Raw genomic sequence first — 25,978 nt, 5'->3', positions numbered from 1 at the left:
ACCTCAACTCTCTTTACCTTATGAATTATGCGCTTAATTATAGCATATCCCAAAGCTTAGTAGCCGCGAAAAGAATGGGTGCTTACCCGCCCCGGTAAGCACCCACTATTAATTACGATTTTGATTCTTTGGCACGTAACCCTGCTCGAATACGGGAGTGCCGATAACTATAGGCAAAGTAAATCACGATGCCAATAACCAGCCAAATACCAAACATATGCCACGTAAATGCCTGCAAATTAAGCATCAGGTAGACACATGCGAGGAACGAGACAACTGGTAACACTGGATAAAATGGTACTTTAAATGAACTATTGATTTGTTGTAGCGTTTCGTGTCGACGCAGGAAGACAACACCGATAGACACCATAGCGAATGCAAATAGCGTTCCAATATTGACTAACTCCGCAATTTTATCTAATGGAATCACAGCCGCAAATACACTGGCAATAATGCCAAAAATCCAAGTACTCTTAACTGGCACTTTGGTATGGGGACTGACCGTCCGAAAGACTTTCGGTAACAACCCATCCCGGCTAATCGCAAACAGTAACCGGGTCCCACCATATAACATGACAATCAAAACGGTCGTCATACCGACAACGGCACCCAGTGACACAATCCCCGCCGCCCAGTTTTGATGAATGACGGCTAAGGCATACGCCACGGGATCACCCACGTTAAGCTTACTGTAATGCACGACCCCGACCAGAACGGCGGCCATTGCCACGTATAAAATCGATGCTACGACTAACGAACCGACAATTCCGATTGGCATATTACGCTTAGGATTTTTCACTTCTTCTGAAGCAGTCGACACCGCATCAAACCCAATATACGCGTAGAATGCTAACGACGCGCCTTTGACCAGTCCGCTAACACCATGGGGCATGAACGGATGATAATTGGCAGGTTTCACAAAGAAAATTGCCACGCCAATGAAAAGAACAATCACTAGAATCTTAACGATTACCATAATTGAATTGACCCGTGTTGACTCTTGTAACCCACCGACCAATAACAGTGAGACGGCCAAAACCACGACAAAAGCAATTAAGTTGAATCCAGCACCACTGACACCGGCAGTACCAGCTGCGGCGGTCAGAAATGTTGGTAGTTTTAGGCCAAAGCCGCTCATTAAATTCTGAAAGTACGATGACCAACTTACCGCCACCGAAGATACCGCGAATAAATATTCTGAGATCAGAGACCAACCAAGAATCCACGCTAAGAATTCCCCAAAAACGGTATAAACGTAAGTATAGGCACTCCCCGCCAAGGGAATGGTTGAAGAAAATTCAGCGTAACATAATGCGGCCAACGAACACACGACCGCAGCAATCACAAATGAGAGCATGGCAGCCGGACCGGCATACTTAGCGGCGATAATTCCGGGTGTGATAAAAATCCCAGAACCCACGATTGCGCCAACCCCCATCATGGTTAAACTAAATGCGCTCAACGTCTTTTCGAGGCCACCCTTATTAAAATTAGCTGGATTGACTGATTTTTTAACCAGCAATCGTTGTGATGCTTTCATCCGGTACGCCTCCTAATCAAAATCTTAATAATGCAACGTTGTTAATTCTATTAATTTTTGTGCAATTAGTCAAGTAAATCTAACAATTTCAATCAATTCCTAATTGAATCCTTTCAAGGCAGCACTTTACAGCATTGGTTATTTTAAACAAATTTATTAATAATCCATAAGATTCACTAATTTTAATTTAACCGCATTATTATGGGTTACGACTTAACCAACTTTTGTTAATCGCCGCTGAAAACCGAGCTGACCAGTCCCACAGTCATACGTCCCGACTTAAATTTGTTTCTATCATATTCATCTGTTTAAATGCAATCGCCACAAGCTTGTATCTTCAAGCACTCCTTTCGCAAAAAATTAAGGTCGGTCAGCTGAAAGAATTCGACTGATCGACCTTAATTTTGACCTTTAACATATTTTAATCGGGTTCAACTCAAGCAGTTTTGATCAAAAAAGAAGCATCCCGTCTCTTTCAACCGGAATACTTCTAAATAAACTTTAAATATATTGGATCAAGGTCATCAAGACTGGCACAACCACGATGAACAACACGGTACTCGTTGTCACGATGTTAGTGGCGTATTCCACGTCACCATGTGCTTCGTTAGCCAAGATTGGTAACACGGCTAGCATTGGCGTTGCTGATTGAACAATCAAGGTTTGCGATGCTAAGGTTGGGAAACTTGCACCGAGATTGCCAGCAACCATCAAGACAAGAATCATGATGATTGGTGACAAGATGAAGCGACCAATCAACGCAACAATCGTATCACGGTCAAAGCGAATACTCTTCAGACCAGCGTCGGCTAACACGATCCCGATATAAATCAAGGAAAGTGGTGTTACTAAGTTTCCAACGTAAGTCAACGTTGAACTGACAAATGATACCTTCATGATTGGAATATTTAGCAGTAAGAAAATTAATGCAACTAAGAAACCAACCAATGGCATTGGAATGACTTTCTTCCAATCAATCTTGTTATGCGTCTTTTCCTTGGATTTCGTCGGGTCGTCGTTTGAAATCAAGAAGACCCCAAATGCCCATGTCGAAACGGTATTAACAATATAGTAAACAAGGAAATACGTCATACTCTTGTCACCGAACAACGCAATGTTCAAAGGTAACCCAATGAAAATCGTGTTGGCGTTGACGATCGCATTGATGAAAATCCCCTTACGACCTGGACGGACCCGCATAATTTTAACTAGCGCAAAGGCAATCAAGTAGCCAATAATCACGGCTAGAAATGCATATGCCAAGTAACCTGCAAATGATCCTAATTGCCCACGAGTTAGTCGGCTCAGCACAGATACGAAAATCGATGCTGGCAAAGCGATATTTTTGATAAATTTGGAAATTGTTCCAGCAAACTTATCATCAAACCAACCTGCTCGTCGTAGGACGAAACCTAATATCATGATCAAAACGACAACTAAGACGCTTTGAATTGAATTCCATAAAACTCCCATGTGCTCTTATACCCTCTTACAATTCTCTTATTTTACCGACACTATTTGCTGATGGCCCGGTATTCTGGGACCCACTTCATATCAGCAACCGCTTGTTTAGCATCTGCAATTGGTTCTTTGTTGAGCTTCTGATCGATAACACTTTGTGCCACGACTTCAGCTAATTTTTGTGAAAATTCAGTAATTTTCGCAACTGGTGGCAATACTGCGGCACCCGGCTTCGACGTATCAACGATTCCACCTAATGCGTGGCAGGCTGCTGACAAGGTTTCAGCGTTCAGCACCTTGGCTGTTGAAGCAATCAAACCAAATCCTAAACCAGGGTACATCAAGGCGTTGTTTCCTTGACCGATTTGGTAAGTGACACCTTTGTATTCAACATCATCAGCTGGAATCCCAGTCGCAACTAAGGCCCGGCCGTCAGTCCATTTGATTAAGTCTTCCGCTTTAGCTTCCGCTAACTTGGTTGGGTTAGAAAGTGGGAAGATGATTGGCCGTTCCGTGTGCGCCGCCATTTCCTTAATGATGCTTTCAGTAAAGGTACCAGGCTGAGTCGATGTCCCAATCATAACGGTTGGGTGAACGGCTTTAACAACGGCTTCCAAGTTGGTTAATTCGTCGGCGTTGCTAAATTCACTCCGTTTGCGCGTGAAGGCTTTTTGGGCTGGGGTTAAACCTTCCGTGTCGTCAAATAGTAAACCTTGCTTATCAACAGCGTAGAAGTGTTGTTTAGCTTCTTCTTCTGTTAAACCAGCTTGCATCAATTCATCCAAGATTTGGTTGGCAATTCCCATACCGGCCGTTCCGGCACCAAATGATAAGATTTTTTGGTCCTTGATGCTTTCCTTTGAAATGTTCAATGCGCCTAAGATACCAGCTAAAACAACCATCCCGGTTCCTTGGATATCATCGTTAAAGGTTGCGATTTGATCCTTGTACTTGTCCAAGATTACTTGCGCATTGTCGCGACCGAAATCTTCAAAGTGTAACAATGAATCTGGGAATAATTGTTGTTCAGCAGCAACGAACTTGTCGATCACATCATAGTATTGTTCGCCGGAAACACGCTTGTGCCGGTTACCAAGATACAATGGATCATCTAATAATTTCTGGTTGTTTGTTCCAGCATCGATGCTAACTGGCAGTACTTGTGATGGGTCAATGCCGGCAGCGGCGGTGTAAACCATTAATTTACCAATGGCAATATCAACACCGTTAACACCCCAGTCACCCATACCAAGAATACCTTCAGCATCCGTAACAACGACTAACCGAATATCACGGCCGTCCGCTGCATTCTTCAAAGTTGCTTCAATATCTTCAGGTGCATCTACGGAAACAAAGGCCGCATTTTGTGGGTCCAAGAACAATTCATTATATTGTTCAATGGAATCGGCAACGACGGGATCATAAACGATTGGCATAAATTCAACCACGTGTTCATCCATCAAATGGAAGAATAGTGTCCGGTTTTCGTTAAAGAGATTCATTAAGAAAATCCGTTGTTCCAAACGACTGGGCTTGCTCTTGAATTGGGCATAAGCTTGTGTCGCCTGTTCATCAATTGTTTGAACCTTGCTTGGTAACGTCCCCGTCAAACCAAGTGCTTGACGTTCCTCTTTGGTAAAGGCAGTGCCTTTATTTAAGAATGGGTTATTTAAAATTTCACTTGCAGTTTTTGTCATTACTGCGGCCTCCTAATTAATTTACATTTTCATCAATTTTCATTGCTAGGAAAAACGTCCTATCAATTTACAAGTAATACTGTAACGCCAGTAAAATGTTATAGTCAAAACTATGATATGATATAAATATATTAAATAAGGTCGCTACAAAAGCTGATTTAGAAAGGAATAAAAATGAACACAAAAGACTTAGCTTATTTCGATGAATTAATTTCTCAAAAAAATTTTTCAAAAGTTGCGAAAACATTCGGTGTGAGCCAACCAACTGTGACCACCGCAATCAAACGCCTGGAGTCTGAATTCGGGGCACCACTCGTGATTCGTGACCGTGTTAAAAATACGTTACACGTCACTGCTAGTGGGGCGCAACTTGCTGAACACGCTAAAATCGTTTTACATGAGTTACGCCTCGCCCACCAAGAAATCGACAATCTATCCCAAAATCGACTGATTTTAGGATTACCGCCAATTATTGAAAACCATTATTTTCCAAAAATCGGTGCCCGATTGGCCGCGGAAGGGCTATTAGCCGGTCTCGAAACCATTGAGGGGGGCTCGATTTGGCTACGTAACGCTGTGCGGGACGGTCGCGTTGACATGACCCTACTTGGTTCGGTGGAGCCGCTCGCTTACCAAACGTTGATTGCCGAAGAATTTGACCGTCAGCCCTTCTGTATCTACGTGTCCAAACAACATCCGTTAGCACAACGTAAACGGGTCTACTTTAACGAACTACGACGTGAAAAATTTGTTTTCTTTAATAGTAATTTCATCCATAATACGGCCTTCAACAAACTCACGCGCCGGAATCACTTTCGCCCCAACATCGTCTTTCGTTCCAACGATACCCACGTTTTAATGAAATTGATTGGTGAAAATGTCGGCATCGGTTTCTTTACCAAAATCGTCGATCACTACCGTACTGACGTCGTACGACTGGACTTGATGGACATTGAACCCCCTGAATTCATCACAAGCATCGTCTACCGAACAACCCATATTCTGACCCCCGTGCAGCAACAGCTACTGACCATTTTGCACGAAACATTAGCGGTTGACACTGATCAGACCGATTAAGCAAAACTGCACCACCCTTACAGAATAGTCTGTGAGGGTGGTGCAGTTTTCGTAATCAAGACAAATTGCGATATATCCAAATGAAACAATCGTGAAGACACGTCAATCTCAAAGTAAAAGTTGAACCACTCAAGGAATCGTGCTGTTCACTTAGACAGATGGCTCAGTCGCGACGTTTAAATCTTCATTTTAAGTAATTGATCAATAAACCGTTGTTCATCAGTGGTTGGTAAGTACCCAGCCCGTGTGACCACCGAGATATTGAAGCTGACCGGCAATTGATCTTTGATTTCCAAACATACGACGCCATCATCCGCTTTAACCACATCACGAACCAGTAAGCTAATGCCCAAGTTGGCTTTAACTAAGGCTTTGACCCATGAGATATCGGGGGTCCGGTAGATAACTTCTGGATGTACCCCGGCAAAGTCACAATAGGCTCGGAAGGCTTGTGGGTGCACGTATTTGCCATCTAATCCAATGAACTGTGCCTGACCGAGATCCTTAAAACTAACGGCGGCTTGTTTCGCCAAACTATTTTGAGGACTCACGATAATACTGAATGGCCGTGCCCCTAAGCGAACCGCACGAACTGTCGGCAAATCAAATGGTAAGTAGGACCCTAATAACGCGATGTTGATCTCACCATGCACTAACTTACGCAATAGCTCATCTGAGCCCGTTTCCGTTATTTTTAACTGTTGCAGTAACCCGTTCTGAAGTAACTTTTCCGCAATTTGAGGGAAATATAAAGTGCCAATAATTGGTGGTAAGCCAAAACGAATATCAGTCTGTAACGTACTCTGAATTTCGCGATGAGCAAGTTGCAAACTGGCCTGGATCTGGCGTGCATTCTTGTAAAGCAGCTGACCGGCCCGGGTAATATTTGTCTGTTGATGGCGACGGTCTTGAATCACCAATTTGACTGCAAACTCTTTTTCCAACCGATGAATTGCTTGAGTCACTGCCGGTTGTGAGACCGCAAACTGCTTGGCGACCATCGTATAATTTTGGCAATCAACTAACGCCCGAAAATAATCTAAATCACGTGTATTCATCCGCGCTCACCAAATTCCTTCATGTACATCGCCGCAATCTTTTGCTGTAGCTCAGCCACTGAATGCCGCCGTGAACGCGCGCAATCCTTGGCTTCGCGGTGACATAATAAGCAACGACGCTTCGGCAGTCCCAAATCCGTCCGCGACAGCGCGCGCTGTGAACCCGCTTGTAAGATATCAATATCATATAAGCGACCTAACGGATCGTGTTCTTCAAACGCGACCGCCAGCCGTTTGCTAGTCGCAAAGTCAGTCGTCAGAATCAAGAACCGCTCATTACCCGCCGGATGATTCCAATCAGCTGCCACCGTGTATGTCGACAACTCAGCTTCAAACCGCTGGACACCGGCCAAAAACAACCGTCGTAGTGCAGCGTTATTCTTAATCGGTCCCGGAATATTCAACTTGATCGCCGCAATCGTGGCCCGGGGGTTAGTCGCTGTCAACTGTTGCTGATACGCGACCCGTTGATCACGGGCTGCTAGCATTGCCGTGATTGTTTGCGGTTCACCGGTTGTAAAAATCGTCGCCATGCTTGTCACTTTCTTCCTATATGTTTGTTATATTTCCAGCTTAACCGAAATTAGTCGATTTTTAAACTAATTTCTTTGGTCTCTAACTACAGCCCAAATCAAAAATAGCCCACGCACCGATTACTCAAGCGCATGGACTATTGATTTGGGTTAGTCAAAATAACTTATTGTAAATATTTGAACATTTGTTGTCCGGCTTGACGGCCAAAGATCACCGTTTCAGCGATTGAGTTACCACCAATCCGGTTATTGCCGTGGAGACCGCCGACCACTTCACCGGCTGCAAACAGGCCGGCAATCGGTCGTTCGTCCTGATTCAACACTTGGGTTGCTGGATTAATGGCAATCCCACCCATCGTGTAGTGAACAGCTGGCGCAATGTGAATTGAGTAGAACGGTCCCGCCGCAATATCGCGATCCATCCCAGTTGTCCGGTTAAAGGCCGCATCATTATGGTTAGCGACTGCCTGATTCCAGTCAGCCACCGTCTGTTTAAGCGTCGCAGCGTCTAAGCCTGTCGCAGTCGCCAGTGTTTCCAAGTCAGTCCCAGTCTTTACCAGGCCAATGTGATCATAGAATTCAACCGCTTTGACCCGGTCACGAATACCGCGGTCAAAGATCAAGTAGGCACCAGTACCACCCAGTTGGTCGATAGCGGCCGTCACGTTCTTACGCGTGTCGAGTTCATTGACGAAACGAGCCCCCTGGTTATCGACCAAAATCGCACCTTCGCCCCGAACCGCTTCACCGATTAAATAAGCATGATCTGTATCTTGTTGGACCGTCGGATGAACTTGGACTTGGTCCATATCAACCAACTTAGCCCCAATAGCTTGTGCCAACAGAATCCCATCTCCAGTCGCGCCCGGCTGATTGGTCGTCTGATAGTTTTTAAGATCATCACGATACTGGCCTAACAAGGTCTTATTCGCACCGAAGCCACCGGTTGCTAACAAGACGGCTCCAGCCGTAATCGTGACAGCTCCATCTGGGGTTGTTGCCTTGACGCCACTAATTTTGCCGGCTTCGACGACTAGTTCATCGACTTTGACATCTGTGAAGAGTGGTAACTGGTCAGCCGCCACTTGTTTCAACAACTCAGTGACTAAGAAACCACCAATGGGAGCCATGGAACTTGGCCGATGGGTCCGCATCACACTCATCCCACCAGTAATCGTCAAATCATCCAACTTAATGCCGTGGTCTGCTAACCAGTCAATTGCGAGCGCACTGTGTTCCGTGAAGAATTTCAACAGTGCTTGGTTATTCATACCGCCACCACCTTTAAGGGTTTCGCCGTAGAAATCGCCAAAACTATCAACAATATGGTGATGCAATTGGACGTTCGTCTCCGCCGCATTCATACCGGATGAAGCCCGGGTGGTGTTACCACCGATTTTCGGCATTTTTTCTAAAATAACCGGGTTCAGGCCCAATTCATGTGCCTGGATTGCCGCAGTCAAACCCGCGCCCCCCGATCCAATAATCACTACGTCATAGTTCGGTTTTAGATCCGCTAAGGCGGTTGGTGTAAATGTAAACTTTTCAGCCATTGATTGCCACTTCTCCTCTCAATTCGTCCGGGGTATTCCCCAGGATGGAACCAAAATCTCATTTATTATTGTCGTTAACTGGACACGGGCCACCATTCCAAGTCTAGGAACAATGACCCGTGCCACCTTGATCCACGTTAACGGTTCAACGCCGATCAATACTTATTTTAGCTTAATCATCAATATTCGTCATATCCAGTGGAACCATCCATTCATCGAATTGTTCCGCGGTTACTTTGCCAGACTTGATGGCTGCTTCACGCAATGTCGTCCCCGCTTTTTCAGCTGCTTGAGCAATCATCGCACTATCATGATAGCCAATATGTGGTGACAATGCCGTAACCGTCATCAAGGAACTGTCGACTAACTCTGCCATACGGTCTTGGTTGACCGTCAAACCAGCAATCATTCGGTCAGTGAAGCCGGTAATCGTTCCAGCTAACAATTCAGCAGATTCAAGGAAGGCATCAATCAAAACGGTCTTGTAAACGTTCATTTCAAAATTACCTTGGCTAGAAGCTAAATCGACGACCACGTCATTCCCCATAACTCGTACCGCTGCCATAGTGATGGCTTCAGCTTGGGTTGGGTTAACTTTCCCAGGCATGATTGATGAGCCGGGTTCGTTAGCCGGAATGTTTAATTCGTCATAACCGGCCCGTGGACCGCTTGCCAAGAACCGCACATCATTGGCAATCTTCATCAAATCGGCTGCTAGGGTCTTGATGGCCCCGTGAACCACGTTTAAGCCAGAATGATGGGCCAAACCATAGAACTTATTGGAATCAGCCGTAAATTCAATCCCATACAATTTGCTCATCGCCGCAGCAATATTTTCAGCAAAATGAGGGGCAGCATTTAGACCAGTCCCAACGGCGGTCCCACCCATTGCAAGCTCGCCTAACGTTGGATTCAACTGTTTTAAGTAGGCAATATCATGTTCAATCGCACTGGCCCAACCACTCACTTCTTGGCCAAAAGTTAATGGCGTTGCATCTTGAAGATGGGTCCGGCCGATCTTTACTACCCGCCAGTACTTCTTTTGTTTGATCTTCAATTCCGCTAATAAGTGTTCCGCTGCGGCAATCAGCTTATCCACGGCAACTGCGGCCGTAATGTTCATCGCCGTTGGGAAGATATCGTTAGAGCTTTGACCATGGTTAACATCGTCGTTCGGCAAGATTTCAATATCAGGATTGATCTTACCAGCCATGTGTGCGACCACTTCATTAACGTTCATATTCGTTTGCGTCCCCGAACCAGTTTGGTAAACAACCAGCGGAAAGTCCTTACGCAAATCTTCATCGTCGAGCGCTAATAACTTATCAATGGCAGCCACGATTAAATCAGCTTTTTCAGCAGTCATTGCTTCAACTTCTTTATTCGCAATCGCTGCGGCCCGCTTAATTTGAAGTAATGCCCGAATCATTTCCAACGGCATCTTCGTACCAGTCGGAAAGTTATGGCGACTCCGTTCTGTCTGAGCACCCCATAAGGCGTTCGCAGGAATTTTAACTTCGCCTAAAGTATCTGATTCAACTCGATATTCTGTCATGTTGATAACCTCCAATTAATGTGTTGGTAAGCGCTTACTAAGTGTGTGAAAAAAATAACATTTAGTTTATAAACCTAGTTTAGCGCCCCCATATAGCTATAGTCAAACTCAGTTTTAGCTATAAGTATTAGTTATGAGGTTTATGTAACAGTCGTTTGGCGCTGAAAGTTTGCGGTAACTGTGTGTTTGATAAAAATGTTTATTTATTCACATGTTCCGATTTATTTCTGTTGACCAATTTTACTCGTAATCGTCATTTTTTGCATACTCTGGAGGTTAAAGTCAATATCGGAATAGGACGCACACCAGCTGACAAACAACATTTCTAACTGTCGGGCCCTTTTCAGTCCCGAATCATGTTAAAAATTCAGGACATCGCTAATTAAAACAAAAATATCTCTACTAAATTGATATTAGCCGAGATATTTTTGATAAAGACATTGCTATGTTTACTTATCAGTTCCAACTGAATATCCCCATCTAACAGTATACTTAGCGATTCAACCATAGTCCAAGCACCAAAAGGACAATCATGATACCTAAAATCTTGGCATGGTTCCAATACTTAAACAGCAAGTCAATAATTGCAACCACAACAAATATAATCAGAACCGACATAAAATACAACCAAACATTACCATTAACACTGACCGTCACAACAAAACCAATAACGGCTAACCATGGTAAATATTTATCAATAAATAGCTTAAAATTTGGAAATTGCTCCATCACTTAATCACCCGCATCACCTTATAGTTCTTTGCAAACAATTGTATGCGTGAAGCCTCCTTACAACGACGCATTTCAATATATAAACACGAACAACTATTTATATTGTACTACATATTCATTAACTTGCTTATCAGTCTAAGCAACCAAATAAATCTTACCATTTCCCAAGCCGATAAATATTATTTGTCTCCAGTATCTGTTCGCTACAAGTGTCTATAAGGCGCATTGGTCACACGTACAATAGAACTGCCCTGCTTAACTCATTTCAATTCACCATAAATAAAAATGACCCAGCTAGTCATCAGCCGGGTCATTTTTGTCATCAATATCTTTTAGTCCTTCACCGCTTTAATCGTATCAATAATCGTGCCATCGCGATATTCAATCAAGGCAACGGTGCGATCTGTAAATTCAAGTGGTTGGGGTTGGCCGACTTTCTTTTCGGCTAATTGTTGTAATTCTTCAATCGTATAGACCGGCACACCTGGGACATGACTGAGTGCTTTAACTAGGTCTTGACGCCGGGGGTTGATTGCAATCCCGTATTCCGTCACAACCACGTCAATGGAGTCCCCCGGCGTTACAACGGTTGTTACTTCTGGCACAATCGTCGCTAACCGACCACGGACAAGTGGTGCAGAGATAATGGTCAGTTTGGCCGTAGCCGCGTCTTGATGTCCACCAATGGCGCCACGAATCACGCCATCCGAACCGGACATGACGTTGACATTGAAGTGCGTATCAATTTCCAACGCACTCAGAATGGCAACATCCAATTGATCAACCATCGCTCCTTTATTATCAGGGTCAGCGTACCATGATGCGTCAATTTCTTGTTGATTAGGATTGGCGTGCATCGATGCTGCCGCCCCTTTGTCAAAGTCTTGAACATCCATGACTTTATCAACTAACCCTTCTTCGAGCAAATCAGTGGTTGGTTTCGTAATACCACCAAGTGCAAACGATGCTTTGATTTGATTATCGAGCATTGCTTGCCGCAAGTACCGAGTGACAGCTAACGCAGCACCGCCGGAACCAGTTTGGAATGAGAAGCCGTTTTTAAAGTATGGTGAGTTCACGATCACATCATTAACGGTCTGGGCAATCTTCAATTCCTTTGGGTCCTTGGTGAAGCGCGTCGCACCTGAACCAATCTTGTCAGGGTCACCAACTTGGTCGACTTGCACGACGTAATCGACTTGTGTCTGTTTAATTGAGGCCGGTGTATTTGGATAAGCCACAATATTATCGGTCAATAAGACAACTTGGTTGGCGTATTGCGCATCCATCAGGGCGTAACCTAAGGAACCAAAGACTGCTTTACCAGCCATCCCGTTCGCATTTCCTAGTCGGTCAGCATTCGGCACACCTAGAAAGGCGACATCAATTTTAATATCACCATGTTCAATGGCCCGGGCCCGATTACCATGAGAACGGAAGATTACGGGGTTCTTTAAACCACCGTGTGAAACGAAGTCCCCAAGAGAGCCCCGCATCCCCGAGCTAGTAATATTCGTAATCGTTCCGGCCTTAATTGCTTCGATCACCATATCGTTCATCACGCCCGTTAAGGAGGATGGCGCCAAGGTCAAATCTTTAATACCGGCATCAATAATGGCCCGCATCACTTGATTGAAGACGAAATCCCCATTACGAAAATGGTGGTGAAATGAAATCGTCATACCATCTTTGACAGTGGCTTTTACCACGTCAGCAACGGAATCAACGACTTTGTTGTCCCCTGTTGAAACGTGAACTTTGGGGGCCACCCGTTGAATTTCAGGATGTCCGATTTCGGTTGACTCAAAACCTTGGTAATTTAACTTCGTCATTAATTCTGCTGGTAATTCGCGGTCTACACTATTTTTCAATGTAATTGCCCTCCTCGTCGAGTAAGTTGGAAACTTTGGCTAAGCTCATCACACGTTGAGCCCGCAAAACAACGGGCCGGTCTACCATTTGGCCATTCATGGAAATAACACCAGAACCCTTGATCCGGGCTTCCTCAATCGCGGCGATGACTTTTTGGGCCTTAATAACTTCATCCTTGGTTGGTTCATAGACTGAATTGACCATTGCAATCTGTCGAGGGTTGACCAATGATTTACCGTCAAATCCTAATTGATGAATATGCCGCGTCTCACGGTAGAAGCCATCGGGATCGGCCATGTTTGTAAAGACCGTATCGAACGCGGCGATTCCAGCGGCACGAGCAGCATGAAGCACCATGTTACGGGCAAATTCCAGTTCCGCGCCATCAGGATAACGGTGGGTCTTCATGTCCGTCGTATAATCTTCTGCTGACAAGGCGATCCCAATCATTCGATCCGAGGCTGCCGCGATTGCCGGGGCATTAAGCACGCCCTTAGCGCTTTCAATTGCAGCCATCAAATGAGTCGTGCCAACTGGTATCTTAAATTCAGCTTCAGCTGCCGCGACATCCTTTTCCAACGTTTGGATCATGGTAGCCGATTCGACTTTTGGCAAACGGATAACATCAATGCCAGCCTTGACCATTGCTTTGACATCATCAGCGTAATACTTGGTATCCAAACCATTGATTCGAACGACCAATTCAGCGTTGCCATAATCTTGCGTTTTTAACGCTTCGTAAACCAGCACCCGGGCCGCATCCTTTTCAGCCATTGAGACGGCATCTTCCAAGTCAAACATGATCGAGTCTGCACCGTAAATCCCGGCATCCTTTACCATGGCTGGATTATTACCAGGTACAAACATCATTGTCCGCCGTAAGCGTTCTTCATTTTCAGCCATTATAATACCTCCCATGCTGGTGTCGTGGTTTCTAACGCCCGTTGTGCTGCCGTAATGGTCCGCGCTTTAATGACGCAGTCCAACGCCCCTTTATCAACAGCGCGCACCTTCACATTATCGATATTCAATTGTTGAAGCGTCGTCGTGATCACGTGCTTGATTTGTGCCCCGAACTGTTTGATAACATCCGATTCAAGGTCGATTTGAATGCCGTTGTCTCCCGCCATTAACATAATTTGAATATCAGATGATTCCAAGGTTCCGGCGACTGCCGTTGTCTTAATTTCCATCAATTTTCATTCCTTTCTGAATTCGCGCTTGTAATGTTGTTAGGTTATTTTTTATAAACTGGGCCGTTGTTGCCGGTACCAGTTGGTTTAACTCAGTTAAGTTGCCGCTTTGAATCCGTTGCCGAACAGTCCGCGCCGAAATTGGTTGATTAGCCACCGTCGTTCGCGATATCACTCGTACAGCAACTGCCGGTGGTAATTCACGCTGCAAAACTCGGTTATAAATCGCAGTCGTCCGCGACGTCGGTTCACTACCAACGAACCGGGTCGTAATGTGCAGTGCTGGTGCAAGTTGCTGCTTAAAGATCCGGGCGTCCAACGTCGTCTGCGCCTCAATTGCGCCCGCCGCTGAATCCAAGAAGTAGGCTGGAAAGGTCGCTGCACTCACGAGATAGTCCTGCCCGCTGACGACCCGAACGTTGGCCAAGTCGGCTGTTCCTTGTTGAACCAGCTTAACGCGCTCGGCCGTACGGAATAGACTCGCATCTGTCGCAACGACGAAGACGTAAACTAAATCACTGACCGCCGCGGCTTGTTCCACTAAATAGCGGTGTCCCCGCGTAAACGGGTTCGCATTCATGACAATCGCGCTGACACGCTGTTGTGCTTGGTTGGGAATCATCGGCAACTGTTTGACAAAATCCGTCATATCCGGTGCGCCGTTTTCTAATACGGCCGCTTCATCCGAATGAGCTAATTCTTTAAAGCCTACGTGTTGAAAACTCGCTGAATACTTGGCCTTGGTAAATACCATCATATGAAAGATCTGTGCTTGAAACAGCCGATTGACCAGTGCACTCACGATTTGATTAAACCGGGCCCCCGGCTGACTATTCTTATTACAGACACCCACATATTTAAGCACGTTGCCAGCTAACGATCCGGTCCCAACAAGTTGGCCATCCTCGATCAATCCTAAGGTCACATCAATATGTTCAACCTCTTGCGGGCTAAAATTAGTAATCCCTAATGACATTAAGAATTGTTGCCACTGGGCATGCTCGTGCGGATTATTTAATTGCATTTCAACAACTTGCGCTGCCATCAGACAACCTCCTATGATTAATGCTGTGCTTGCGCGTACGTTGCAACGGCCGCCGTCACGTTCGGTACCACTTGTGAATCAAAGACGCTCGGCACAATCGTCGTCGCAGTTGGGTTCGACACGGTCTTAGCCAAAGCCTGAGCCACTTGGATCTGCAACGCATTATCAACTTGCTTGACCCCATTTGTGAGTAAGCCCTTGAAGAGCCCCGGGAAAGCCAGAATATTATTGACCTGGTTTGGATACTGGCTAGAACCCGTTGCAATGACTGTGGCCCCAGCCTTCTCAGCTACTGCTGGATTGATTTCTGGCACTGGATTAGCGAGTGCAAAGACGATTGGATCATGATTCATCAAGTGGACGGCCCCTGCTGATAAGACGTTGGCGTCTGACAAGCCAATGAAGACGTCCTGGTCGGCCATGACCTTCGCCAGTGGTTGCCCCTTTAGTTGTGCAGGTGTTCCCAACTGTTTGGCAAGATTCCGTTGATACTGGTTGTACCGCTGATCATCCGCTGTAACGACCCCGTAAACATCGACCAAGGTCAGTTGTTTGACACCGACCGCTGCTAATAACCGAGCTGTAGCTAACCCGGATGCGCCGACGCCGTTGACAACGATGCGCATCTGCCGTAAGGACTTACCGACTACGTGAGCGGCATTGATCAGTCCCGCCAACACGACAATTGCGGTGCCTTCCTGATCGTCATGATAAACCGGAATATCAAGCTCATCTTTCAAGGCCGCTTCTAGTTCAAAACACTTAGGCGCCGTAATATCTTCCAGATGAATGCCCGCAAATGAGAGCGACATGTTTTTGATTGTCGCCACCATTGCTGGCACGCTGACCTGATTTAACGCCAGCGGAATCGCATTAATCCCAGCGAGGTTCTTGTATAGGAGTGCCTTACCTTCTACGACCGGCAAACCACCCGCGGGACCAATATTGCCGAGGCCCAGTACTGCTGACCCATCCGTGATCAACGCTACTAATTTACCACTCATCGTGTATTTTGCCTTTAATTCCGGATGCGCCGCAATCAGCTTGGAAATCACCGCAACACCAGGTGTATATGCTTTACCTAAATCAGCCTTATCGGTCACTGCAAGGTCTGAATGAATGTCCAAAACCCCCGTATGGGCGGCGTGCAACTTTAAAATCTCATCTTGTTCTACCATCAATATCTGCCTTCTCTTCTCAAAATAATACCGTTCACTTTGTTATCCCCAGTGTACGACCATTTTTTAAAAATATCAAATTTAGATTGGATTTTTATAATTTTTAAAAAGTCAGCTTTTCTGGTATAATAAACTTAAAATATTATAAACGAGTTTTAAAATTTTAAATCTTAGGTTGATAAAGAGGTCATCGATATGGACGATATGAATCATCGCCGCCTGTTGATTGGAATTGCACATGATTATTACTTATCCAAAATCAACATCGCTGAAATTTCAAAGAAATACCAAGTCAGTCGTTATCTAATTTCAAAATACTTAGACGAAGCCATGGCAACCGGCCTAGTCAAAATTAACATTAACACCCCCATCGAACGAAATAGTGAGCTGGAGGCTAAATTTAAACATCGTTTTCCAATTGAACATATTTATATTATCAAAGACGCGGATACCACGAGTGACGATGAACGCCACGTAATCGAGTTTGCCGCCGAAACAATCCAGCGCCAGATCATTCAAAGTAATGTAATTGGGGTGGCATGGGGTGGCACTGTCCTTAGCGTCATCGATAATTTTCAAACGAGCACTCGTGATGACTTACTGTTCACCCAGTTTATGGGTGATAACCTGAAAACGAACGCAGCGAACGGCTCAACACCGTTGGTTCAAAAAGCCGCCGCTAAGTTCGGCGCACAGTACGTCACCATCCCGGCACCACTCTACTTGTTTAATGATCAAGCACACCAAGCATTGGCTCAAGAACCAGCCATTACACCGGCCATCAGTAACTTTGACCGAATGGACATGCTATTTGCCGGAATTGGCACCTTAGCATCCATTGACTCGATTCCCGTCTGGCATCAACATCGCCAAGCCATTCTGGGTGGCGCTGATCCGCAGGCGGTGGTCGGCCTGTTATACGGTCGGCCATACGACATCAATGGTCACATTCTGAACGCCGACCACGACAAACTCTTTGGCGCTAAAATGCCCGCCATTCTCAAAGTGCCGCGTCGTTTCGGCATCATCAAAAGTAAGTTCAAGAGCGAAGCCTTACTTGGCGCCCTCCGCGGACAATTACTCACTGACATCATCATTGATGAAGCCGTCGCGAATCGGGTTCTCCAAGAAGATCAAGCCACACCACTATCCAAATAATCCGCTTCTTCGAAAACAGGTACCAACGCTGACCGTTGCCGGCAGCTTGGTACCTGTTTTTATGCTTAAAATCAGACTACCAAATACCAATCACTTTCATCCAGAGGGCGCCAACGCCACCCCAAACGACTAGGTAGAAGAGACCTAAAATAAAGTTTAACTGCCACCATTTTCCCTGAGTAACATACCCAGAACCGAAGAGAACACTCGCCGGGCCGTTCGCATAATGCGTCGTCGAAGCGAAGATCGAACCAGTAAAGCCAAGTATCAGTGCAGCAAAGGTTGCTGGCGCTCCCGCGGAAACCGCGACCCCAAGTAAGGCACCGTACATTGCGGAAACGTGGGCAGTCCCACTAGCAAACAAGTAGTGACTGTAGAAGTAGAACAAGACGAGTGCCGCTAAAACAATGCCCCAACTGAAGCCTTTCAAGGCACCACCAATCGCGCCAGACAACCATGGAATAAAGCCGAGTTTGTTCAACTCATTAGCCATGAAGATCAAAATTGAGAACCACACCAAGGTATTCCAAGCACCAGTTTCGTGTAGCACGTCATCTACCGATAGAACTCCAGCAACGAGTAGCAAGGAGACGGCCATAAAGGCAACTAATGAAGCTTCGAGACCGATAAAGCTGGATAACATCCATAAGACTAAGGCTAGCAAGAAGACGCCGCCCATGATTTTTTCTGGAAGACTCATCTTACCCATCTTTGCCAGCTCATCATCCGCCCATTGCTTGGCATTGGGCGTATCTTTAATTTCTGGTGGATACATTTTATAAATTAAATATGGCACAACCAATAAACAAATAAGTCCTGGGACAATCCCGGCTAAGAACCATTGCATCCACGATAACGTGATGTGTAAACTCTTGGCTAACGTGACAGCAACTAAGTTAGGCGCCATCGCCGTCATGAACATCGTACTGGTGATTAAATCACCATGAAATTCTGCGAACACTAAGAATGAACCGATTTTACTTTGTGTGCCATCCTTGGGATCAGAACCAAACGTTTCAGCTAACGACTGAATGATTGGATAAACAATCCCACCAGCACGGGCCGTATTGCTTGGCGTTGCGGGTGCTGTTACTAAATCGACGCCAATCAGTGCGTATGCCAAACCCAACGTTCGTTTCCCAAACAGCCGCACAAACACCAACGCGACACGTCGACCTAAACCAGTATTGATGAAACCACGTGACATAAAATACGCCATCGCAATCATCCATACCGTACTGCTCCCAAATCCGGCAACCGCTGTATCCATAGGCACGATGCCCAATAACACGGTTAGTGTCAACCCAATGATTGCGACCCCGGCGATTGGTAACGGCCGCGTAATACAACCAATAATGGTTGCCACAAAAATTGCCAGAATATGCCATGCGTTCATCGAAACACTGGCTGGTTTGATAGGACTACTTAACCAAATGATCAGGCCCACCAATAACGGTGCAATAAAATCACGATACTTGACCTTATTTAGTGTCATCTCAATTCCTCCTCATACTTACTCATCATTTTTATGATGCCACATTCATCATGGTCAGCATCTTGGCTGCGAAATGTTGCATCCGGGCACGCTCATCATCTGATAGCTCAGCTTCGATCACTTTTTGGAGCCCGTTGCGGTTAATAATGGCGGGTGACCCCAAGTACAAATCGTTAATGCCATATTGACCAGACAAAGCGGCGGAGACAATCAACTCAGCATTTTCATCGTTCAAAATTGCTCGGCAGATTTGCATCAAACTAACGGCGACCCCATAGAACGTGGCCCCCTTCTGACTAATGATTTGACCACCTTTACCACGAACAGCTTGCTCGATTTCAGCTTTGAACTGATCATCGACCGTTGTGACCGTCTTTAAGGGCTGAGCATTGATCATAATTTCATCAAAATTAACGATGGAACTATCACCATGTTCTCCAAGTACCGCAGCATCAACTGCAGTGGTGGCAACATTCAACTTCTGAGCCAAGGCGACCCGTAACCGCGCCGTATCCAAGGAAGTCCCGGTACCAATGACCCGATGCCGTGGAAAACCGGATAAACGTTGCGTCATCGAAGTCAAAATATCGACGGGATTACTTGAGATAACGAAGCAACCATTAAAACCACTCGCAACCACTGGTTTGACGATGGATTCCAGAATCTTCGTATTGCGGTTAATCAAATCTAAACGACTCTCACCAGGCTTACGAGGCACACCAGCCGTAATGACAACGATGTCAGCATCACGCGCATCCGCATATTCACCGGTATGAATGTTGGTCGCATTCGTAAAGGCGGCAACATCTTCCAAATCCTTAACGTCCCCCTCTGCGTGCGTTTTAACCAAGTCAACGATAACGAGTTCATCTAGGGCGCAATTTTGGACCAATGAAAAGGCAAATGATGAACCCACCGAGCCATCACCAACAATTACGACTTTGCGTTGCTTCTTATCCATGTCAATATCCTTCTTTCATCAAAAATGTGTGCTGCACATGTGGTTCCAACTACTTAGTTACTTAACTCACAAGTATTATAACGCAAATGCTTTCATTTTTGCTAATTTTTTAAAAATAAATTATTTTTTTGAAAAATTTAAATATAATTGTTGTTTAAAACGCCTGCGTAGCAGCATTTAAAATTATTTTGATTGTGAACTATTTCTAAAGTGTCGGCTTGTGAAATCATTTTCGTAAGCAGTTACAATCCTGCGTTTAAATTGCCTGATTGGCGTCAATTCGAAACATCTGCGCAAGTTACAAAACTTTTTACCCGCCAACCGATCTTGAAACAGTTAAAACCTGATTAGCGTGGTATATTAGAAGTACGACTCAAACTAGAGAGGACTAATACATTGGATAATGAAACTTTAAAAGACTATCTCGCAAACAACTCCCAAGTTATTACCATTTTTATGGAGAAAGCAACCGATTTTCTGAATCGAAAAAATGAGGACCGGGCGCCAGCACGCCGCTATAACGATGCTGAAATCGCCCGGCAAGCGGATAAGATGCTCGATGATGTGATTGCCAATATTCATGATAAAATCGTCCCCCATACCCGCGAACAAACACCGGCTGCCTGGGAACAATTTCTGAGTGAAAACGACGTACTTGATGATCTGGAACTATCAATGACGGAATTGTCATTCGAATCGGAAGACTAAACTAGCAGTTCAAAATAAAGAAAGGACCGTGGAAGATTTAACTTCCACGGTCCTTTTTAGAACAAACTTATATCACATGACATCAACACAACCGAATTATAGGCCCAAGTACTACGACCGAGTCAGCCCAGCATAAATCTTATCAAGATTCCACTTCAACATTGAGTAGTACGTATCACCCGGTTTGCCTTTAGCTGCCAGCGAATCGGTAAAAATCGTACTAGCAACGGGGATTCCCGTCTCCTGTGAAAGCTTATTCATCGATTTCGGTGATACGGATGATTCGACAAACAAACTTCGAACCTGGGTTCCTTCAATTTTCTTCAACGCCGTCCGCATCTGAGCTGGCGTGCCTTGCGATTCCGTATTCACTTCCCAAATATAAGCAGCGGGCACATGGTAGGCCGCCGAGAAATACTTAAAGGCGCCTTCGGATGTCACTAATAATCGTTGACTCGTCGGGATCTGCTTGAATTTGGTTTGAGCGCTCTCATGCAGTTTTGTTAGTTTTGCCACGTAGCGATCCGTATTCTTTTGATAAACAGCGGCGTGCTTAGGATCCTTGGCCTGCAACGTCCGGTTGATGTTCTTGACATATTGAATCCCGTTGGCGAGATCTAACCAAGCATGGGGGTCCGGCTCATTAACGTTCGTCGTTAAATATTTGACCTTAATTCCCTTACTGGCCGCAAAAACATCGTGGTCAAAGTCCTTTTTGGAAGCCGTCACTAACTTTTTAAACCAGCCATTACCGCCAGTTTCAAGGTCTAAGCCATTATAAAAAATCACGTCAGCTTCGGCAGTTGCCGCAATATCAGTGGGCCGTGGTTCATACTCATGCGGGTCAGTGCCGCGCTTCACAATACTGTAATTTTGGACGTACTGCCCACCCACATTTTTCACCATATCATCTAGAATCGAGTTCGTACTTACGACCCGGATTTTGGCACTAGTGGTCGTCGCTTTGGCACTTTGCTGGCGTTGATTCAGAAATACTGCCATCCCGGTAACCATCGCGATGACTCCAATCAGTGCAATTAATTTCGTTTTCATGCTGTCACCCGTCGCGCTGCTGCTTGCCCTTTCCAAAGCGTCGGCAACAAGGCCTGCTTAGGTGAGATGATGAAAGAAATACCGAAGAAAATAGCCGCTACTAGCACGATGGCCGGACCAGAAGCCCAGTTCAACGTGTAGCTGAGATATAAGCCCACCACTGAGGACAAGACCCCAATTAAGGCTGACAGTCCAAGCATGACTGCCAGTCGTTCTGTCCATAGAAAGGCCGTCGCAGCCGGTGTAATCAACATCGCGACCACTAAAATGATCCCGACGGTTTGTAGCGCTGAAACGGTCACTAGCGTTAAGACCAGCATTAACGCGTAATGTAACAGTTGGACCTTGAGACCATAAGTCTTCGCAAAGGTCGGATCAAATGACGTAATCAGTAATTCCTTGTAGAAGAAGACCACGAATAAAATCACTAGTCCTAACACGACCGTCGTCGTCATCATATCAGTATCACTCACAGCGAGAATGTTACCGAATAAGATGTGGTGCAAGTTCGTCGAACTTTCAGCTAATGAAATTAGGATAAAACCGAGTGCGTAAAACGCACTGAAGACAATCCCAATTGAGGTGTCAGTCTTAATCTTACTACGGCTCGCAACGAATCCGATCAAGCTAGCGGCTAGAATTCCAAAAACCGAAGCACCAATTAGGACGTTGATACCGAGCATATAAGCTACCGCAACACCAGGTAAAACGGCATGCGAGATGGCATCGCCCATCATCGACATGCCTCGTAAAATAATAAAGCTACCAATAATTCCTGACATGACCCCGACCATAATAGCCGTAATTAGCGCACTTTGTAAGAAATCATACTTCCCCAAAGCAGCCATAAAGGTCGTAATTGATTGCATCATCGCGTTTCCTCCTTCGTAAACAGGACGGCCGAAAGATCAGCACTAAACGTCCGTTCAATGTTTGCGGGTGTGTAGACCGCGTCCACGGGACCATAATCAACGATACCGTGATTTAAAATCACGAGATCATCAAAGTAGCGTGAAACTTTGTTCAAATCATGATGCACGACAATAATCATTTTGCCGGCATCACGCCACTGATGCAAGATCGTCATGATAGCCGTCTCACTCTGTAAATCAATGCCGACGAAAGGTTCATCAAGAATAATGATATCGGCTTCTTGGACTAAGGCTCGAGCCACAAAGACCCGTTGTAATTGTCCTCCAGAGAGCTGACTAATTTGGCGCTGTGCTAAATCGGCTAACTCAAGTTGCTCAAGTGCATCTTGGCAACGCTGACGATCCGCCTTGCTTGGTTCGCGGAAAAGTCCGAGTTTGCCATAGGTCCCAGTCAAAACGACGTCAAAAACATTGATTGGAAAGGTTAAGTCGAGATCTTTACGTTGCTCGACATATGCAATCTGTTTTTGAAATTGTTTTAGCGCACGACCTTCATATTCGACGGTTCCCGTTTGGGATTTGATCAGACCAAGCATTGCCTTGATCATCGTTGATTTTCCCGCACCGTTGGGACCAATGATTCCAGTAATTTTGCCGGCGTTAAAGTTAACGGCAACATCAGTAAAGACTGGTGTGTCACTGTATGCCACGGTGAGGTTTTGTACTTTTAACATCACATTTCCTCCGTTCATCGCGGTAGTCGGTTTTCTACATCGTCATAAGCATAACTGATAATTAACGCTAATGCAAATAATTGTTAGGTGCAGTTAACTTTTTTATAATTGGTATTAAATTTTCGTTCATTCTAATACTATTTCTGCTTAACCAAGGCGTTACAACCAACATACTAAAAGCTTAATCCAGAACCTACTGAAACGACTTTCGATGCCATCACCACTAAAAAGCACTGACCACTCATCAACTAAGCATTGCAATCGTCATTTAATTTCCATTAATATTTGGCATTAAAAAAGTGTCGTCACCTACAATCACGACACTCATTATTAAGCTAATATATCTGTCTGCAATCCAATAAAAATCGTCAAAATCAACAAATCGGCCGAGCCACCTAAACTATAGTTATGGTCGACAAAAATCTGATTCAATTCGCATAAAAACGCCATTCCAGCTTCACTGCGGCTTCCCCCTAAATCGAAGTAGCGGTGTGCTTGGTCGTGGACCCAGTCAATGACGTGCGGGTCGTGTGCCCGTTTTACCAGATTGGTATCGACCGTCGCCTGGACAATCGCCATCAGTGTGTCTAATAACCGCTGATTAATCGTGCCACGACTACGTCTCAATGCGGGTAGTGCCACTTGCATCACGGTCGGATAACCCGCCTCGGCTTCACCACGAATTCCCTTGATGCCATATGTTAAGTATTGACGTTCTCCAGCAGTTAAGGTCGTTGGATCCTTCGTGTTTAAATCATTAAAATCATTTGCCGTTAACCCCGCCAGCATCGTGCGCACAATCGTTGCTAAGTCGACGTCGGGGTGCTGCAACTGATACGCCGCCGCTGTCACTAGCACGCCCAGTGAGAACACCGCCCCTTTATGGGTATTCACGCCCTTGGTCGCCGCAAACATGGTTTGTTCCGCTTGAACACCAATGCCCCGAATTTGCTTGAACAAACCCGTCAAATCGACAGCCGTATACGCGACGCCCGCCGCTGCACAAGCATTAAAGTAGGGGGCTAGACTCAAAGCACTATCAATAAACATAAAAGCGTTCATGTCTGGATGGGGACCCGCCGACAACGGGTCGACCAGCCCGGGCTTAGGGTTGACCGTCACTTCGTATAAAAGCGCTCGTAGCGCATGATTGACAATTATCTTCGTATCCACTATTTCTCCACCATTTCATCCTTAGTCTAACAACGATGATGTGCCTGGGTCACTTTCAGTCTTGATTAAGCGTGACCACAACCAACATTCAGTTACCATTACTTATATTTCCATCATAACTGATACTAGTCAATTTTTGTCATTTTTCTTTGTATTCTTTTGTCGACTGCTGTTCAAGCATCTTCTGAACGTGTAAGCTAGAGCTAATCAAAGTTATTCCTAAGGAGGACACTGTCATGATACCTAGTCAGCATTTTCAATCCACTCCAACCGTCCAATTTGACTTATTAACATACATGATTGGTAGTTACCACTACAACTGGCATCCGCAAATCGAACTCTTATGGTTATTGCAAGGTACGGTCGAAGTGAATGTTGACGGGACGCGCCATCAATTACACGCAAATGACCTCATCTTGATCAATGCCAATCGCGGCCATGCCACCTTTGCCTTGACCCCAGAATGTATCGCGCTCCGTTTACATATTCTGCCCGATTTCTACACTAGTCAGGGCATCGACCTCAGTTCAGGTGCTTTTCTACTCAACAGCGTGACGACGCCCCAACACCGTGACTACCAAACGATTCGCCAAATTCTGGCACAACTCTATCTAGGATTACATCAGCAGGACTGGCCAATTTTTGACTTGAACGCCCTGTACTTTCAATTGACGAACCTGCTACATCACGATTTCTTTGATACTGGAATCACGATGACTTACCCCCAACCCAAGGCGCAGAGTTCACTAAACCGGGTCATTGATTACATTAACCAGGCTTACGATCGACCAATTACCTTAAACGAAGCGGCAAAAATCAGTCACTATTCACCAGCCTATCTCTCACGCATCTTCAAAGCGGAACTCGGCCTGAATTTTTACGAATATCTAACCCGCTGCCGACTACAACACGCCATCTACGATCTGGAAAACCCAACCACAAGGGTCGCCGATCTAGCTTTAGCCAATGGGTTTCAGGAGGTCAAGTCCTTTAATCTAATGTTTAAGAAGCATTTTGGTCAGACACCTTCCAGTTACCGTCAACACTTGTCACACGGGCAGCGTCCTGAATATGACCAGTTCAAGCAACCGCTCACTCCCACACAAACTACCATTGTCCAAAAGCAACTCAATCACTGGGCCCAACTCACAAGTACTGATCAACTCAGTGCTTGTGAAAGTTGCATGTATAAACTACATTTTCAAGAATATCAGGCGCTCAAACAAAAAATCGCGCAATTAAAAACACTGCTCAATCAATAATTAATGGCATAACAATTTTTGTGATTACGAACAACTGAACTTACCGATATTTTGATCAAATATTGGGT

The 25,978-nt window shown here is 45.3% G+C and carries 23 protein-coding genes; 4 read left to right on the top strand and 19 right to left on the bottom strand.

Going from position 1 to position 25,978, the window contains the following annotated elements; translation table 11 throughout:
* Positions 1-112 precede the first annotated feature (112 nt).
* The 3 genes from ACWQAU_RS11255 to ACWQAU_RS11245 form a co-directional block, all read right to left on the bottom strand.
* The gene (locus ACWQAU_RS11255; protein WP_003641320.1) at positions 113-1,540 is read right to left on the bottom strand and encodes an amino acid permease; all 1,428 of its coding nucleotides are present in this window, start codon (positions 1,538-1,540) and stop codon (positions 113-115) included.
* Between the two features lie 501 nt (positions 1,541-2,041).
* Positions 2,042-3,013, bottom strand: coding sequence for an AEC family transporter (locus ACWQAU_RS11250; protein ID WP_003644116.1), 972 nt, complete (start codon positions 3,011-3,013; stop codon positions 2,042-2,044).
* Positions 3,014-3,054: 41 nt separating this feature from the next.
* Positions 3,055-4,698, bottom strand: coding sequence for a malolactic enzyme (locus tag ACWQAU_RS11245; protein WP_003644115.1), 1,644 nt, complete (start codon positions 4,696-4,698; stop codon positions 3,055-3,057).
* 174 nt (positions 4,699-4,872) lie between these two features.
* Between ACWQAU_RS11245 and ACWQAU_RS11240 the strand changes: the two genes are divergently transcribed.
* Positions 4,873-5,775, top strand: coding sequence for a LysR family transcriptional regulator (locus ACWQAU_RS11240; RefSeq protein WP_003641317.1), 903 nt, complete (start codon positions 4,873-4,875; stop codon positions 5,773-5,775).
* Between the two features lie 176 nt (positions 5,776-5,951).
* On the opposite strand, the gene ACWQAU_RS11235 is transcribed toward ACWQAU_RS11240, so the two are convergent.
* The 10 genes from ACWQAU_RS11235 to ACWQAU_RS11190 all read right to left on the bottom strand — a co-directional run bounded on the left by ACWQAU_RS11235 (position 5,952) and on the right by ACWQAU_RS11190 (position 16,494).
* Entirely contained in the window at positions 5,952-6,833 is an 882-nt protein-coding gene (locus tag ACWQAU_RS11235) for a LysR family transcriptional regulator (RefSeq protein ID WP_013355358.1), read from the bottom strand.
* Positions 6,830-7,366 (bottom strand): citrate lyase holo-[acyl-carrier protein] synthase, encoded by a 537-nt coding sequence (gene citX, locus ACWQAU_RS11230; protein ID WP_003644113.1) that lies wholly within the window; start codon positions 7,364-7,366, stop codon positions 6,830-6,832. The genes ACWQAU_RS11235 and citX overlap by 4 nt, the downstream gene beginning before the upstream one ends.
* A gap of 164 nt (positions 7,367-7,530) precedes the next feature.
* A complete protein-coding gene (locus ACWQAU_RS11225; protein WP_013355356.1) occupies positions 7,531-8,919 on the bottom strand; it encodes a flavocytochrome c in 1,389 nt (462 codons plus the stop codon).
* Between the two features lie 172 nt (positions 8,920-9,091).
* A complete protein-coding gene (locus tag ACWQAU_RS11220) occupies positions 9,092-10,474 on the bottom strand; it encodes a class II fumarate hydratase (RefSeq protein ID WP_003641313.1) in 1,383 nt (460 codons plus the stop codon).
* Between the two features lie 492 nt (positions 10,475-10,966).
* A complete protein-coding gene (locus ACWQAU_RS11215) occupies positions 10,967-11,203 on the bottom strand; it encodes a flagellar biosynthetic protein FlhB (protein ID WP_013355355.1) in 237 nt (78 codons plus the stop codon).
* Positions 11,204-11,538: 335 nt separating this feature from the next.
* Positions 11,539-13,077 carry a citrate lyase subunit alpha gene (gene citF / locus ACWQAU_RS11210; protein WP_003641305.1) on the bottom strand — a complete coding sequence of 513 codons (1,539 nt, stop codon included), beginning with the start codon at positions 13,075-13,077 and terminating at the stop codon, positions 11,539-11,541.
* Positions 13,067-13,981 (bottom strand): citrate (pro-3S)-lyase subunit beta, encoded by a 915-nt coding sequence (gene citE, locus ACWQAU_RS11205; protein WP_003644111.1) that lies wholly within the window; start codon positions 13,979-13,981, stop codon positions 13,067-13,069. The genes citF and citE overlap by 11 nt, the downstream gene beginning before the upstream one ends.
* Positions 13,981-14,271, bottom strand: a complete 291-nt coding sequence (gene citD / locus ACWQAU_RS11200) for a citrate lyase acyl carrier protein (protein ID WP_003641303.1) — start codon at positions 14,269-14,271, stop codon at positions 13,981-13,983. The genes citE and citD overlap by 1 nt, the downstream gene beginning before the upstream one ends.
* On the bottom strand, positions 14,261-15,316 hold the full coding sequence (gene citC / locus ACWQAU_RS11195) for a [citrate (pro-3S)-lyase] ligase (RefSeq protein WP_013355354.1): 1,056 nt from the start codon (positions 15,314-15,316) through the stop codon (positions 14,261-14,263). The genes citD and citC overlap by 11 nt, the downstream gene beginning before the upstream one ends.
* Before the next feature lie 17 nt (positions 15,317-15,333).
* Entirely contained in the window at positions 15,334-16,494 is a 1,161-nt protein-coding gene (locus tag ACWQAU_RS11190) for an NAD(P)-dependent malic enzyme (RefSeq protein WP_022638286.1), read from the bottom strand.
* 195 nt (positions 16,495-16,689) lie between these two features.
* Here ACWQAU_RS11190 and ACWQAU_RS11185 point away from each other — a divergent pair, with 195 nt between their 5' ends.
* Positions 16,690-17,652: a sugar-binding transcriptional regulator gene (locus ACWQAU_RS11185; RefSeq protein WP_003641300.1), complete on the top strand. Its 963-nt coding sequence runs from the start codon at positions 16,690-16,692 to the stop codon at positions 17,650-17,652.
* A 76-nt stretch (positions 17,653-17,728) separates the two neighbouring features.
* Here ACWQAU_RS11185 and ACWQAU_RS11180 read toward each other — a convergent pair whose 3' ends face one another.
* Together ACWQAU_RS11180 and ACWQAU_RS11175 are read right to left on the bottom strand one after the other, a co-directional pair.
* Complete coding sequence (locus tag ACWQAU_RS11180) at positions 17,729-19,147, bottom strand: anion permease (RefSeq protein ID WP_013355352.1); 1,419 nt, start codon at positions 19,145-19,147, stop codon at positions 17,729-17,731.
* 31 nt (positions 19,148-19,178) lie between these two features.
* Positions 19,179-20,108 (bottom strand): L-lactate dehydrogenase, encoded by a 930-nt coding sequence (locus ACWQAU_RS11175; RefSeq protein ID WP_003644108.1) that lies wholly within the window; start codon positions 20,106-20,108, stop codon positions 19,179-19,181.
* Between the two features lie 396 nt (positions 20,109-20,504).
* On the opposite strand from ACWQAU_RS11175, the gene ACWQAU_RS11170 reads away from it, so the two are divergent.
* A complete protein-coding gene (locus ACWQAU_RS11170) occupies positions 20,505-20,816 on the top strand; it encodes a hypothetical protein (RefSeq protein WP_003641297.1) in 312 nt (103 codons plus the stop codon).
* Positions 20,817-20,927: 111 nt separating this feature from the next.
* Here ACWQAU_RS11170 and ACWQAU_RS11165 read toward each other — a convergent pair whose 3' ends face one another.
* The 4 genes from ACWQAU_RS11165 to ACWQAU_RS11150 form a co-directional block, all read right to left on the bottom strand.
* Positions 20,928-21,869, bottom strand: a complete 942-nt coding sequence (locus tag ACWQAU_RS11165; protein ID WP_022638287.1) for a metal ABC transporter solute-binding protein, Zn/Mn family — start codon at positions 21,867-21,869, stop codon at positions 20,928-20,930.
* Positions 21,866-22,738, bottom strand: coding sequence for a metal ABC transporter permease (locus ACWQAU_RS11160; protein WP_016511596.1), 873 nt, complete (start codon positions 22,736-22,738; stop codon positions 21,866-21,868). The genes ACWQAU_RS11165 and ACWQAU_RS11160 overlap by 4 nt, the downstream gene beginning before the upstream one ends.
* On the bottom strand, positions 22,738-23,475 hold the full coding sequence (locus ACWQAU_RS11155) for a metal ABC transporter ATP-binding protein (protein ID WP_003645514.1): 738 nt from the start codon (positions 23,473-23,475) through the stop codon (positions 22,738-22,740). Before ACWQAU_RS11155 ends, ACWQAU_RS11160 begins: the two co-directional genes overlap by 1 nt.
* A 330-nt stretch (positions 23,476-23,805) precedes the next feature.
* The gene (locus tag ACWQAU_RS11150; protein ID WP_013355349.1) at positions 23,806-24,648 is read right to left on the bottom strand and encodes a triphosphoribosyl-dephospho-CoA synthase; all 843 of its coding nucleotides are present in this window, start codon (positions 24,646-24,648) and stop codon (positions 23,806-23,808) included.
* Between the two features lie 236 nt (positions 24,649-24,884).
* On the opposite strand from ACWQAU_RS11150, the gene ACWQAU_RS11145 reads away from it, so the two are divergent.
* On the top strand, positions 24,885-25,910 hold the full coding sequence (locus ACWQAU_RS11145) for a helix-turn-helix transcriptional regulator (protein WP_013355348.1): 1,026 nt from the start codon (positions 24,885-24,887) through the stop codon (positions 25,908-25,910).
* Positions 25,911-25,978 lie beyond the last annotated feature (68 nt).

The organism is Lactiplantibacillus sp. 3062 (assembly GCF_055413545.1).
This window is presented reverse-complemented; position numbering and strand designations above follow the sequence as displayed.

Coding starts and splice junctions, on each gene's coding strand:
- ACWQAU_RS11255 (WP_003641320.1), bottom strand. CDS start 1,540: ATGAAAGCATCACAACGATTGCTGGTTAAAAAATCAGTCAATCCAGCT.
- ACWQAU_RS11250 (WP_003644116.1), bottom strand. CDS start 3,013: ATGGGAGTTTTATGGAATTCAATTCAAAGCGTCTTAGTTGTCGTTTTG.
- ACWQAU_RS11245 (WP_003644115.1), bottom strand. CDS start 4,698: ATGACAAAAACTGCAAGTGAAATTTTAAATAACCCATTCTTAAATAAA.
- ACWQAU_RS11240 (WP_003641317.1), top strand. CDS start 4,873: ATGAACACAAAAGACTTAGCTTATTTCGATGAATTAATTTCTCAAAAA.
- ACWQAU_RS11235 (WP_013355358.1), bottom strand. CDS start 6,833: ATGAATACACGTGATTTAGATTATTTTCGGGCGTTAGTTGATTGCCAA.
- citX (WP_003644113.1), bottom strand. CDS start 7,366: ATGGCGACGATTTTTACAACCGGTGAACCGCAAACAATCACGGCAATG.
- ACWQAU_RS11225 (WP_013355356.1), bottom strand. CDS start 8,919: ATGGCTGAAAAGTTTACATTTACACCAACCGCCTTAGCGGATCTAAAA.
- ACWQAU_RS11220 (WP_003641313.1), bottom strand. CDS start 10,474: ATGACAGAATATCGAGTTGAATCAGATACTTTAGGCGAAGTTAAAATT.
- ACWQAU_RS11215 (WP_013355355.1), bottom strand. CDS start 11,203: ATGGAGCAATTTCCAAATTTTAAGCTATTTATTGATAAATATTTACCA.
- citE (WP_003644111.1), bottom strand. CDS start 13,981: ATGGCTGAAAATGAAGAACGCTTACGGCGGACAATGATGTTTGTACCT.
- citD (WP_003641303.1), bottom strand. CDS start 14,271: ATGGAAATTAAGACAACGGCAGTCGCCGGAACCTTGGAATCATCTGAT.
- citC (WP_013355354.1), bottom strand. CDS start 15,316: ATGGCAGCGCAAGTTGTTGAAATGCAATTAAATAATCCGCACGAGCAT.
- ACWQAU_RS11190 (WP_022638286.1), bottom strand. CDS start 16,494: ATGGTAGAACAAGATGAGATTTTAAAGTTGCACGCCGCCCATACGGGG.
- ACWQAU_RS11185 (WP_003641300.1), top strand. CDS start 16,690: ATGGACGATATGAATCATCGCCGCCTGTTGATTGGAATTGCACATGAT.
- ACWQAU_RS11180 (WP_013355352.1), bottom strand. CDS start 19,147: ATGACACTAAATAAGGTCAAGTATCGTGATTTTATTGCACCGTTATTG.
- ACWQAU_RS11175 (WP_003644108.1), bottom strand. CDS start 20,108: ATGGATAAGAAGCAACGCAAAGTCGTAATTGTTGGTGATGGCTCGGTG.
- ACWQAU_RS11165 (WP_022638287.1), bottom strand. CDS start 21,869: ATGAAAACGAAATTAATTGCACTGATTGGAGTCATCGCGATGGTTACC.
- ACWQAU_RS11160 (WP_016511596.1), bottom strand. CDS start 22,738: ATGCAATCAATTACGACCTTTATGGCTGCTTTGGGGAAGTATGATTTC.
- ACWQAU_RS11155 (WP_003645514.1), bottom strand. CDS start 23,475: ATGTTAAAAGTACAAAACCTCACCGTGGCATACAGTGACACACCAGTC.
- ACWQAU_RS11145 (WP_013355348.1), top strand. CDS start 24,885: ATGATACCTAGTCAGCATTTTCAATCCACTCCAACCGTCCAATTTGAC.